General features: G+C 42.7%; 8 protein-coding genes. 6 read left to right on the top strand and 2 right to left on the bottom strand.

Annotation, left to right across the window (positions count from 1 at the left end):
- The first annotated feature begins 18 nt into the window (after window positions 1-18).
- From aroF to EO115_RS06460, 6 genes are all read left to right on the top strand, one after another.
- Window positions 19-1026, top strand: coding sequence for a 3-deoxy-7-phosphoheptulonate synthase (gene aroF, locus EO115_RS06485; RefSeq protein ID WP_126938148.1), 1008 nt, complete (start codon window positions 19-21; stop codon window positions 1024-1026).
- Between the two features lie 9 nt (window positions 1027-1035).
- Window positions 1036-2091: a 3-dehydroquinate synthase gene (gene aroB / locus EO115_RS06480; RefSeq protein WP_126938147.1), complete on the top strand. Its 1056-nt coding sequence runs from the start codon at window positions 1036-1038 to the stop codon at window positions 2089-2091.
- Between the two features lie 169 nt (window positions 2092-2260).
- Window positions 2261-3526, top strand: coding sequence for a 3-phosphoshikimate 1-carboxyvinyltransferase (aroA, locus tag EO115_RS06475; RefSeq protein ID WP_126938146.1), 1266 nt, complete (start codon window positions 2261-2263; stop codon window positions 3524-3526).
- Window positions 3527-3647: 121 nt separating this feature from the next.
- On the top strand, window positions 3648-4772 hold the full coding sequence (gene aroC, locus EO115_RS06470) for a chorismate synthase (RefSeq protein WP_126938145.1): 1125 nt from the start codon (window positions 3648-3650) through the stop codon (window positions 4770-4772).
- Window positions 4773-6008, top strand: coding sequence for a shikimate kinase (locus tag EO115_RS06465; protein ID WP_126938144.1), 1236 nt, complete (start codon window positions 4773-4775; stop codon window positions 6006-6008).
- Between the two features lie 266 nt (window positions 6009-6274).
- On the top strand, window positions 6275-7648 hold the full coding sequence (locus tag EO115_RS06460) for an amino acid permease (RefSeq protein ID WP_126938143.1): 1374 nt from the start codon (window positions 6275-6277) through the stop codon (window positions 7646-7648).
- 994 nt (window positions 7649-8642) lie between these two features.
- On the opposite strand, the gene uvrC is transcribed toward EO115_RS06460, so the two are convergent.
- The gene (uvrC, locus tag EO115_RS06455; protein ID WP_126938164.1) at window positions 8643-10460 is read right to left on the bottom strand and encodes an excinuclease ABC subunit UvrC; all 1818 of its coding nucleotides are present in this window, start codon (window positions 10458-10460) and stop codon (window positions 8643-8645) included.
- Window positions 10461-10528: 68 nt separating this feature from the next.
- Window positions 10529-13393, bottom strand: coding sequence for an excinuclease ABC subunit UvrA (gene uvrA / locus EO115_RS06450; protein WP_126938142.1), 2865 nt, complete (start codon window positions 13391-13393; stop codon window positions 10529-10531).
- Between the last annotated feature and the right edge of the window lie 7 nt (window positions 13394-13400).

The raw sequence follows: 13400 nt of genomic DNA, 5'->3' as shown, positions 1-13400 counted from the left end.
TTAATTTAGGAGGACATTATGATTATTCGATTACACACTACAGCAACTGAAGCACAAATTGCAGAACTACGACAACAATTAGAGGCCACTGGCGTTACATTACATCCTGTCCATGGAGAACAACAAGATATCATCGGTTTGATCGGTGATACATCTCGTGTCGACTTGCGTACTATTGAATCTCTTCCATACGTTGAAAAAGTGATGCGTATCCAAGAGCCTTTCAAAAAAGCAAATCGTAAGTTCCACCCACAAGATACTGTGGTTACTGTAGGGAATGCTAAAATTGGTGGCGGTCACTTCGCTATTATTGCAGGTCCTTGCTCTGTAGAAACACCAGAACAAGTCATCGAAGTAGCGAGAGCTGTGAAAGCAGCTGGTGCTGGTATTCTTCGTGGTGGTGCTTTCAAACCTCGTACGTCTCCCTACTCTTTCCAAGGCATGGGACCAAGTGGTTTAGCCTTACTAGAAGAGGCAAAAAAGGAAACTGGTCTACCGATCGTATCTGAAGTGATGGATATCTCCCAATTGGAATACTTCGACAATGTAGATATGTTGCAAATCGGTGCCCGTAATATGCAAAACTTCAACCTGTTAAAAGAAGTCGGCAAATTAAGAAAACCAATCTTATTAAAACGTGGTCTATGTGCAACTTACGAAGAATGGTTAATGGCTGCAGAATACATCATGAGCGAAGGTAACGAACAAATCGTTCTTTGCGAGCGTGGTATTCGTACATTCGAAACCCGCACTCGTAATACGTTAGATGTAACTGCGATTCCAATGATGCATGAGTTATCCCACTTGCCAATCATTATGGACCCAAGCCATGCAGCAGGTATGAGCCGTGTGGTTCCATCCCTTTCCCTAGCCTCTGTTGGTGGCGGTGCTGATGGTTTAATGATTGAAGTTCACAACAATCCAGAAAAAGCATTATGCGATGGTCCGCAATCCTTACACCCAGAGCAATTCGCTACTTTGGCAAACCAAGTGTTCACACTTCGTGACGCATTAGGTCATAAATAGGTCACTCCTATGGATACGATTCATATTCAAGCCTCCACTGCTTACGATGTGATCATCGAGCGACATAGCTTACCTCGCATTGGTGAGTACTTACACGCTATCAAACCTACTTGCTCTGTCATGATTGTCACCGATGACAATGTGGGCCCTCTCTATGCATCTACAGTTTCTAAATCTCTAGAAACAGCAGGCTACACCGTTCACGCCTATACGTTCCCTCATGGTGAAAGTGAAAAGAACGGCCATCGCCTCATGGATCTAATAGAAACATTAGGAAATGCAAAATTGACTCGAAAAGACCTAATCATTGCTTTAGGTGGTGGCGTCGTCGGCGACCTAGCTGGATTTGCTGCTGCCACCTTCTTACGAGGCATCGATTATGTACAAGTACCTACGTCACTATTGGCTGCTGTGGACTCCTCTGTAGGTGGTAAAACAGCTGTGAACCTAGAGTGTGGTAAGAATTTATGGGGTGCTTTTAAACAACCTATCCTCGTTCTCTGCGATCCTGAAACACTTTCTACCTTACCTAAAGAGGAATGGATTAACGGATGTGGAGAAATCATCAAATATGGTTTCTTAGGTCATCCAGAGTTACTAGATCAACTTCAAGAACGCCCTCTCTTACAACATCCGGAAGATGTAGATACTATCATCGCTCAATGTGTACGCATCAAAGCTCATGTAGTGGAAGTAGATGAAAAAGAAAGCAGCCTTCGTGCGACGTTGAACTTAGGTCATACCTTTGGACATGGTATCGAGCACGGTAGTGCTTTCACCATTCCTCATGGCAATGCCGTTGCTTTGGGACTCCTCATCATGGCAAAAGGCGCTGTAGCCAACGAAGAGCTAGATCCTACCATCATTTCTTGTATTAAACAACTACTAATAGCCCATGAATTACCCACCACAACGACGATTTCAAAAGATCTTATCTTAGAAGAAGCTAGTCATGACAAAAAAGCCTCTGGCTCTTCCATTACCATCGTGGTTCCTACAGGGTATGGCACGTCGGTACTAAAACAAGTTACCTTCCAAGAACTTGCTACCTACTGCCATATGTAAGTATAGTACTCAATGTTTTATTATTAGAATACATAATTAAACTATTTTGATATACTCCCATTCTAGAATTACTATGTATGATATATCAAACAAATTATACTTACCTTTTATCGTTATCTTGTAATCATCACCTCAAGGTGACAGCACAACCATAACAGAAAGGATTCCTATGCAACATGTTTCTAATGTGCCCTTATGTGGCACAATCCCATCCATACCAGCTAAGGCCCACGCCCATCGGGCACTTATCTCAGCGGCCCTTGCCACGAGTCCTAGCTCAATTTTAATCTCCCACTCTTCCAAGGACATTGATGCTACCATGGATTCCTTGCGAGCCCTTGGTGCAACAATTACCTATGAAAATGGTGTGGCCCATGTCACTCCGGGCCCTTCCCCTTCTATAGGACAAGTATTACCTCACGAATCAGGTACAACCTTGCGTTTACTCTTGCCTGTGTCCGCTTCTATTTGTGACACTGTGGAGGTCGATGCCAAAGGGCGTCTACCAGAACGACCTTTAGAACCATTGCTCAGTGAAATGAAAGACCATGGCGTATCCTTTTCGCAAGAGGTCCCACCTTTCACTATGACAGGACGATTACAAGGTGGCATCTTCTCCATGACGGGGTCCGTAAGTTCTCAATTCTTCTCTAGTCTTCTTCTGGCAGCACCACAACTAGGACATACCACCGTGAATTGCACGAGTCCCTTACAATCGAAAGACTATGTGACATTAACGATAGAAACGATGAAAGACTTTGGTGTGCATGTTACAGAAACATTAACTGAAGACGGCCATCCAAGTTTCACTATCGAAGAGAACCAACACTTTCACGGCAATGAGCACTACCCGATTGAGGGAGATTGGTCTAATGGCGCCATTTGGTTGGTAGCAGCCGCTATGACAGGTCAATCTATCTCTGTCACTGGTTTACGTCCTGATTCTGTACAAGCAGATAAACGGATTCTTTCCATTTTAGAAAGTGCTGGTGTCACTTACACGTGGAATGATTCTACAGTCACAATTACGGGCAAAGCGCATCAACCAATCCATGTAAATTTAGAACAAATGCCAGATTTATTACCTATCCTATCTAGCTTAGCTTGCTCCATAAAAGGCGAATCATCTTTCATCAATGGGGCTCGACTTCGATTAAAAGAATCAGATCGTTTAGAAGCGGTGGCACAATTAGTCCGTGATTCTGGTGGTACAGTTCGCATCGAGGGAGATAATCTGCACATCAGAGGAACAGGTACTCTTACAGGGGGCACCGTAGACTGTGTGAACGACCATCGCCTCGTCATGGCTGGTGCATTAAACGCCCTCATCGCTACATCCCCTATGATTCTAAAAGATAGCGAAGCCATCAGTAAATCGTATCCCCATTTCTTTACAGATTGGAAACAATTGGGCGGAGACACACATAGCGTATAAGGGTCGTAGATGAGTTGCTATCCTATAACAAACGATGTATCTTCTAACAGTAGTATTCGTATCTATTAGTATGTAAAGGTTAATCATTACACTATATCTATCACACAAGTAAGGAGTAATTATGGCATCCTATTTCGGTCGTACTGTAAAAGTTTCCACCTTTGGAGCTTCTCACGGTCAAGCTATTGGCGGAGTTGTGGACGGACTTCCTTGCGGATTTCCTGTCAACCTAGAAGCCTTGCAAACATTCCTAAAACGACGGGCTCCCGGTCAACATCAATTACAAACTCAACGAAAAGAAGCAGATATCCCTCAGTTTCAAGCGGGTATCGTACAAGGCAGACTGAGTGGATCTCCTTTGGCTTTCACCATTCAAAATACATCACAACAAAGTGGTGATTACGATAATTTGCGAGATGTGCCACGCCCTTCCCATGCAGATTACACAGCGCGCATGCGCTATGGCGAATATGTAGATATGCGTGGGGGCGGCCATTTTTCTGCTCGCATTACAGCCCCTGTATGTGTAGCTGGTGGCATTGCTATACAACTATTAGAATCCATTGGCATTCACGTACGAGCTCACTTAGCACAAGTGGGCACTGTCCAAGATATACCTATCGATTATGCCAATCCCCCTATGGATAAACTCGCTAGTATCAGCACAGAAGTCATTCCTATGCTAGATCGTGTACAACGCCATGCAGCAGAGCAACTTGTATTGGAGTTAAAAACATCTGGCGATTCCACTGGCGGTATCGTTGAAGTATTTGCTACCGGTTTACCTGTTGGCATGGGGAATCCTAATTATGACGGCATAGAAAATCGCTTAGGGGCTACACTCTTTGGTATGCCCGCAGTGAAAGGCATCTCCTTCGGGTCTGGTTTCCCTGGTTGCACCTCTCGTGGCAGTGAGCAAAATGATCCGTTTATCATCACTGACGACGGGATTCGTACAGAGAAAAATAACAGCGGTGGTATCCAAGGTGGTATTACTAATGGTATGCCTCTCGTCATGCAGGTTGGTATTAAACCTACGCCATCCATCTACCATGAGCAATCTTCCGTCTCACTAAGTACGCATAGCCCTGAAGTGTTGCAGATTAAAGGCCGTCATGATCCTTGCGTAGCGCTACGTGCCGTACCTGTGGTAGAAGCCTTAACGTCTCTTGTACTCTTAGATTTTGTAATAGAGCATGATCCACATGCATTCCGTCATTTCAGTCATCGTACATTGGAGGTGTAAATGTTTGGATTATTAGGTCGTACCCTTGTCCATACCTACTCCCCCATGATTCATAAAGCCTTAGGAAATACATCCTATGACATATTTGAAATGGAACCAGACCAACTACAAGATTTTTTTAATCGTTCTGACTTACAAGGCTTAAATATTACTATTCCCTATAAAATCAATGCCTTACAGGCTTGTCATCACATCAGTGATATCGCAGAAGCAATTGGTTGTGTCAACACTATGGTGCGCCAAGCAGATGGTTCTTGGTATGGGACCAATACGGACTATGATGGCTTCCTAGCTACCTTAGATTGGTCTGGTATAGAAGTAATACATAAACATTGTTTAATTTTAGGTGATGGAGCCTCGTCCAATACAGTGCATGTGGCATTGGAAAGATTAGGCGCTGCCTCTATTACCCATATCAGCCGTCATCGGTTTCCTACATATGAACACATTGCACAATTTTATGAACGGGCACAGATAATTATCAACTGTACTCCAGTTGGTATGTATCCTCAGTGTCCTGACCAAAGCATTCGATTAGCTCCTTTCACTCACTTAGAAGGCGTTATCGACTTGGTGTACAATCCCCATCGCACAGGGATTGTATTAGAAGCAGAAACATTGGGTATCCCCCATGTGAATGGCCTCATCTTCTTATTAGCCCAAGCCATTGCGGCTAGCGCTCTATTTTTAGGTCGTACCTATGATGAAAGTATCCTTGTAGATCTATACAAACAGTTTCGACAAGCTCAAGAAAACATCGTCTTAATCGGTATGCCTGGAGCTGGTAAGAGTACCATTGGCGAAGCTTTAGCAAAGCTAACAGGGCGAACACTAGTAGACATAGACAATCGTATTACAGAGGAAGTCGGTTCCATAAGCGATTATATTTTGACTCACGGTGAGCCTGCATTCCGCACTATAGAAGCAAAGATTATTTCCGATGTAGGCAAACAAACAGGTCTCCTCATCTCTACAGGTGGCGGTGCTGTTACCATACCAGAAAACTTTGCTCCTCTACGGCAAAATGGACGTATCTACGAAATTTATCGTCCCTTAGAAGAACTGGATACAACAGGCCGCGTTCTCTCTTCTGGTGGCATAGAACGATTACAACAATTGTACAATGAACGAGCAGCACTGTATGCAACATTCCGACAAGTACAAGTTTTAAATAATGGAACCCCAGAAACGGTGGCGCAATGCATCCTAGATGACTTATATAAAAACTTAGTGTAACTTAGCATCTATACTTTATATATACCTTACGTGCATGTAAATATGTATTAGCCGCTAATTTTTATTCCTATATTGACATACATATAGAAAAGTAACATACAAAAGAACGACATCTATCGTATTAACCACTAATCTAGTAAGTGCATACATTTTGTCGTTCTTTTTTATCTAACCATAGTAATTCACTAGTATTAATTGACATTCTATAGAAAATAGTTTACTATTATCAAATATAAAAGTTTATATTGTATTAAGGAGGTTTTACTATGACGGACTCGCAACAAGAGTTAAAGCGTGGTCTTAAAAATCGCCACGTTCAATTATTAGCCATTGGTGGTGCCATCGGTACCGGTTTATTCCTTGGCTCTGGGCGATCTATTAGTTTAGCGGGCCCTTCCATCCTCCTCACGTATATGATTACAGGTATTATTTGCTTCTTCATCATGCGTGCATTGGGCGAGTTATTGCTTTCCAACTTAAATCACCATTCTTTCATCGACTTTGTAGAAGAATATTTAGGTGATCGGGCTGCCTTTATTACTGGTTGGACCTATTGGTTCTGTTGGCTTTCACTGGCCATGGCGGATTTAACAGCCGTCGGCTTGTACATGCAATACTGGATACCTTGGATGCCACAGTGGATACCGGCCCTCGTTGTGCTAGCAGTATTACTAGTTATGAATTTAACTGCCGTGAAGCACTTCGGTGAAATGGAGTTCTGGTTTGCTTTAATAAAAGTAATTGCCATTGTATCACTCATCATTATTGGTCTTATAATGATCCTCACAGGATTCACTACCAATGCAGGAGCAGCTGCCTTTGATAACCTTTGGAATTACGGTGGTTGGTTCCCAAATGGGACGATGGGCTTCATCTTATCTTTCCAAATGGTAGTATTTGCTTTCACAGGCATTGAATTGGTGGGCCTCACTGCTGGAGAAACGGAGAATCCAGAAAAAGTTATCCCTATGGCGATCAACAACATTCCATTGCGCATTATTTTATTCTATATTGGCTCTCTTGCAATTATTATGAGTATCTATCCATGGATTGCAGTAGACCCAAATTCTAGCCCATTTGTGGCTGTATTTAATGCGGTGGGAATTCTCGCTGCTGCTAGTATCGTGAACTTCGTTGTTCTAACATCCGCTGCGTCTGCTACGAACTCTGGCATCTTCTCCACGAGCCGTATGATCTACGCATTATCCAAACGTGGACATGCACCGAGTCGAATGCGCCGATTGACAAACCATGCCGTGCCGTATCAGGCAACACTATTCTCTGCTGCAGCCTTATTATTTACTGTAGTTTTGAACTATGTTATGCCTGAAAGTGTATTTATTATGATTACGTCCATCTCTACATTCTGTTTTATTTATATTTGGGCCATCATCGTTATATGCCACCTCAAATATCGTAAAACGAATCCAGAATTGGCAAAACAATCCACCTTTAGAATGCCACTGTACCCGTTCATGAATTACTTGATCCTAGCATTCTTTGTATTCATCTTGGTAGTGCTAGCATTACAAAGCGATACACGTATCGCCCTCATGTTTACACCGTTCTGGTTTATTCTACTATGGGCCTTCTACTCCATGTTAGGGCCTAACGAAGACGACGAAACAACAACAAAATAAACAATAAAGGTGTGACCAACCGTCACACCTTTATCTTTTCCACAAAATGTGGTATACTATACGTAACAAAAAGAAGGGCCACCAACGTGTCGAAGGCGTTAGGCTCATCTCTAAACACAAAAATAGATGCGCCTAACGTATTAAGGTCTAGGAAACCTTATGTCGTTAGGCGTTGTCATTACTTATATAAAGCAATGATATTAACTACTAATGTTAAAATAGAAACAATTAAGCTAATTTTTTCATATTTTTTCATAGTATCACCTCCTCCTATAATTAGGAAGAGATGAGCCCAACTCACGTTGGTAATCCTTCTATATTTTCATTATAGCATAATATATGCAAATCGTTATCTTTTAAAAGATATTTTTATAGAAATCAGACAATCTATCCATAAGGAACACAGCACTATCGTAGAACATCTTGTGGCGATTTCATTGCCAAAATAGCATATAACTAAAAGAGCACGACATATTCCGAAGCAAACCTAACCACTGTATCAGTTCGGGTCGGAATGTGTCGTGCTCTTCCCTTTGCACATTCTAGATAAATCACCACAAGATTTCATAACAAAACAAGTAACGCTCTTTTCCTCGGCGCCCCACCTGTGGATGAGTTCTTTCCGTGAGGCATCAAAATTAATCTATACAAGAAACGAGCAACAATTCCTTAAAATATACTACCAATGATAGCGCCTTTGTGGCGTTTCTTTATTACCTAAATACAACAAACACAAGAAGAGCACGGTGTGCCCAGAACAAACATTATGAAATACCGTTTGTGAGGGGTATACCGTGCTCTTCCCTTTACTAGCTTACATCCCAAACGCCAAAGACTTCATCGAGAAACAATCACCCTTTCCCTCGGCACCCCACACTGTGGATGAGTTATTTCCGTGGGGCATCAAAATTAAACTAAACAAGAAACGAGCAACATATTCCGGAGCAAACCTACCGTAGGATCAGTTTGTGGAGGAATGTGTTGCTCGTTTCCCCTAGCGTGAGTTTCGCCGAAAGAACTCATACACAGCAAGCGCCGCTTTTTTGTTCATTCCTTCAACGCTTTCCAATTCTTCCAACTCCGCTACTCGCATAGCATCTAAGTTTCCAAAATGCTTATACAGCGCTTTTCTTCGTTTTGGTCCTATACCCTCTACATGATCCAGAACAGATTCTAAGTTTCGCTTTCCACGCAATCTACGATGGTAGGTAATAGCAAAGCGATGGGCTTCGTCACGAATTTGCTGTAGTAGTTGTAATTCTGGCGTATGGTGTTCTAGAATAATACTTTCCGATTCTCCTTCTACGAATACTTCTTCGATTCGCTTCGCCAAGGATATGACCGGCACATCGGTAACACCCATAGCACGGATGACTGGCAAAGCCGCATTCAACTGACCTTTACCACCATCGATGATAATCAAATCTGGCATAGGCCAATCTTTTTCATTACCGTAGCGCCGTTCCATAATTTCTGCCATAGAGGCAAAATCATCAGGTTTTCCTTGTACTGTTTTCAGTTTGAATCGGCGATACTCTCGTTTCGCCGGCTTTCCACCTTCAAAGACAACCATGGATGCCACCGTTTCTGCCCCTTGCATATGAGAAATATCGTAACATTCCATACGCTCTGGCAATCGTGGCAAGTCGAGCACTTCTGCTAATTTTTTCACGGCCCCACCAGATTTATCGATAGTGTATTGCCATTGACGGCGACGTTCTGCTAAAAAGTTCTGCGCATTTTCCTCAGCCATCTTGATAAGGTCTTTTTTATAACCCCGTTGAGGTACAGATACATCCACCTGTTGCCCTTTCATAGAGGAGAACCATTCACTAAACAATTCACGATCCACACTATCCATAGGCAATAGCAATTCTTTAGGTATGAACGTAGACCCTCCATAATACTGTTTAATGAACTCCGTCATCACTAGCTCTGGACTATCCCCTTCATGTTGGACAAAGTAATTTTCTCGCCCCAATAAACGGCCACTGCGAATAAAAAACAATTGAATACATGCCATAGGTCCGTCAATGGCCATACCTAGTACATCCATATCGCCTCGCTGTGTGACCATGCGTTGCTTTTCTTGTACCTTTTGGATGCTCAATAGGTCATCTCGATACTTAGCAGCTAATTCAAACTCCAAGTCCTCTGAAGCTTGCTCCATCTTGGACGTAATCTCTTCGATGACTTGCACTTGTTTTCCTTCAAAAAGGGCTACAATATCATCGATATATTTACGATAGGATTCTACCGTTACATAGTTCATGCAAGGACCTTCGCAATAATGCATATGATATTGCAAACAAGGTCGTTCTACTTTCATACTTTTACAGGTGCGCAGTGGATAATAGGAGCGCAAGATGCGCAATACATGATGTACCGCTGTCACATCCGTGAAAGGTCCAAAATACTTCGCTCCGTCACGTTCTAAACGACGAGTCATAAAGAGACGTGGAAAGTCCTCTTGCACAGTTACTTTCACATAAGGATATGTTTTATCATCACGAAGCATAATATTATATTTCGGATGATGCTCCTTAATCAAAGTTGCCTCGAGAATAAGAGCTTCCATTTCTGTTTTCGTTTGGATCGTTTCCACATCCCAAGCACGGCGCATCATAGCCGTCACTTTCACAGATCGATTCACATCTTGCTGCACATAGGACCGCACTCGATTGCGCAAGTTGATAGCCTTTCCCACATAGATGATGCGTTGGTACTTGTCACGCCACAAGTAGACCCCTGGTGTAGTAGGCAGATGGCTTACCTTTTCCAAAATATAGGCTTGCTGTTCCGCATCCCCCATCATCATATCTTTCTGACTAGAAGGATTAAAGTTCACTTCTTCTGCTTGCAATTGTCTATCGATAGGATTCATGGTGTATCCTCAATAGTCAACGGATGTTGTTCCATATAGTTCCTAGTTTTCTCTAGCACAGGACCTAAGAATTTGCCCGTGTAGCTTTCAGGTAACGCGGCAATCTCCTCAGGTGTGCCTGTGCCTACAATAGTACCGCCACGGAAACCACCTTCTGGACCTAAATCGATAATATGGTCCGCCGTTTTGATCACATCCAAATTATGCTCGATTACTACCACTGTATCGCCACCATCGGTAAGCTTTTGCAATACTTCTAACAATTTCCGGATATCTTCTACATGTAATCCAGTAGTCGGCTCATCCAGGATATATAAGGTTTTCCCTGTACTACGACGAGCCAGCTCAGTGGCTAGTTTAACCCGTTGTGCTTCCCCACCAGACAAGGTAGTTGCCGCTTGTCCTAATCGAATATAGCCTAAGCCTACCTCTTGCAAAGTTACCAATTTACGGTGAATTTTAGGGATAGCACTAAAGAAATCTACCGCTTCATCAACGACCATGTCTAATACATCGGCAATGCTTTTACCTTTGTACTTCACTTCCATAGTCTCTCGATTGTATCGAGCCCCTTTACATACCTCACACGGTACATACACATCTGGCAAGAAATGCATTTCTATTTTGATGATACCATCACCACGACACGCTTCACAGCGACCGCCTTTGACGTTAAAGCTGAACCGCCCTGCTTTATAGCCACGAATCTTTGCTTCATTGGTTTGGCTGTATAACTCACGAATGGCATCGAAGACGCCTGTATAAGTGGCAGGATTAGAACGTGGTGTTCGTCCGATCGGGTTTTGGTCAATATTGATGATTTTATCTACGTATTCTAAGCCACGAATCTCCTTATGGGCTCCTACCTTATGATGACTTCTGTAGAGTGCATTGGCTACGCCTTTATATAAAATTTCGTTAATCAATGTAGATTTACCGGATCCACTCACACCGGTCACAACAGTAAATAAACCGATAGGGAATTTCACATTCACTTGTTGTAGGTTGTTCTCTTTAGCCCCACGAATCTCTAAACAAGCTTTTGTTGGTTTTCTCCGTTCTTTTGGTAATGGAATATACTTTTGACCACTTAAATATTGACCAGTAATGGATTCTTTCACAGCCATTACCTCTGGTACTGTACCTTGCGCCACGATTTGACCACCATGTTCACCTGCCGCAGGTCCAATATCTACCAAATAATCCGCCGCTAACATCGTATCTTCATCGTGTTCTACCACGAGTAATGTATTGCCTAAATCACGTAGGCCTTTCAATGTTTCAATTAACCGATCATTATCACGCTGATGTAGACCGATGGATGGTTCATCTAAGATGTATAAGACTCCAACGAGGCCCGAACCAATTTGTGTAGCTAATCGAATGCGTTGCGCTTCCCCACCAGATAAGGTACCGGCACTACGGTTCATCGTCAAATAATCTAAGCCCACATTGTTCAGGAATCCTAAACGAGCATTAATTTCCTTCAAAATTTGAGCACCAATGAAAGCCTCTCGTTCCGTCAACTGTAGATTACCAAAATAGTCCACCGCTTCACTAATTGTTAGCTGTGTCACTTCATCTATATTTTTTTCACCTACACGGATGGCAAGAGATTCCGGTTTTAAACGGGCTCCCTTACAAGCTGTACATGGTTTAATAGACATATAGGATTCAAACTCTTCCCGCATGCTATCTGTCGTAGCCTCTGCATGACGTCGTTTCACCATCGGCAAAATACCTTCATATTCGGTGTGGAATGTTTTGACCTCACCACGCATATTTTCATAATCGAAGATCACTTTCTCAGTGCTACCGTACATCACTTCTTTTTGTAAGGCTGTAGGTAGTTCCGAAAAATTAGCATCTAATGTATATCCATGAACTTTTAACAAGCCCTCTAACTGGCGCATGAACCACGCATTTGGGTTGGAGCTTAAAGGAGCTACTGCACCATCTGCAAAGGATACAGTCGGATCAGGAATCACCCGATCCTCATCTACCTCCATCGTGCTACCTAAACCCAAACAGGATGGGCAAGCCCCAAAGGGACTGTTGAAAGAAAACATACGAGGTTCAATTTCCGGCAATGAGATATGACCATTCGGACAGGAAAAATGAACACTAAATTGGTAGGCTGGGCCATCTACCTCTTGGATAATGACAAAGCCTTCCCCATGATGAATGGCCGTTTCTAAGGAGTCCGTCAAACGACTTTCTAAACCTTCTTTGATAACAAGACGGTCTACGACGATCTCAATGGTATGCTTTTTATTTTTATCTAAGGCAATGTCATCTTCAAAGGTATGTATCTCTCCATTGATGCGAACGCGAGCAAATCCATTTTTACGAATTTGTTCCAATACTTTTTCATGGCGACCTTTTTTACCCCGCACCACTGGTGCCATCACCATAATCTTAGTACGTTCCGGCAATTTCATGACTAAGTCTGTTATTTGCTCAATAGTCTGTTGGGCAATCTCTTCTCCACAAGTAGGGCAGTAAGCTCGACCAATACGAGCAAATAATAATCGCAAATAGTCATAAATTTCTGTCACCGTTCCCACCGTAGACCGAGGATTACGGCTCGTCGTTTTTTGGTCGATGGATATAGCCGGTGAAAGCCCCTCAATGTAATCTACATCAGGTTTATCCATTTGCCCCAAAAACTGGCGAGCATAGGCAGATAAGGACTCCACATATCTGCGCTGTCCTTCTGCATAAATCGTATCAAAGGCTAGGGATGATTTACCAGATCCACTTAATCCTGTTAATACGATGAATTGATTTCTTGGTAAAGCCACGTCAATGTTCTTCAAATTATGTTGACGGGCTCCTTTTATAATTAATTGATCTTTCAAAATAACT

This window comes from Veillonella sp. CHU740 (assembly GCF_003992055.1).
GTDB lineage: Bacteria > Bacillota > Negativicutes > Veillonellales > Veillonellaceae > F0422.
Note: the sequence above shows the minus strand (reverse complement) of the source record. Positions and strands in the feature narration are given on the sequence as shown.

What these genes read in the sequence shown, in the direction of transcription:
- aroF (WP_126938148.1), top strand. Translation starts at nt 19, where the DNA reads ATGATTATTCGATTACACACTACAGCAACTGAAGCACAAATTGCAGAA.
- aroB (WP_126938147.1), top strand. Translation starts at nt 1,036, where the DNA reads ATGGATACGATTCATATTCAAGCCTCCACTGCTTACGATGTGATCATC.
- aroA (WP_126938146.1), top strand. Translation starts at nt 2,261, where the DNA reads ATGCAACATGTTTCTAATGTGCCCTTATGTGGCACAATCCCATCCATA.
- aroC (WP_126938145.1), top strand. Translation starts at nt 3,648, where the DNA reads ATGGCATCCTATTTCGGTCGTACTGTAAAAGTTTCCACCTTTGGAGCT.
- EO115_RS06465 (WP_126938144.1), top strand. Translation starts at nt 4,773, where the DNA reads ATGTTTGGATTATTAGGTCGTACCCTTGTCCATACCTACTCCCCCATG.
- EO115_RS06460 (WP_126938143.1), top strand. Translation starts at nt 6,275, where the DNA reads ATGACGGACTCGCAACAAGAGTTAAAGCGTGGTCTTAAAAATCGCCAC.
- uvrC (WP_126938164.1), bottom strand. Translation starts at nt 10,460, where the DNA reads ATGGGGGATGCGGAACAGCAAGCCTATATTTTGGAAAAGGTAAGCCAT.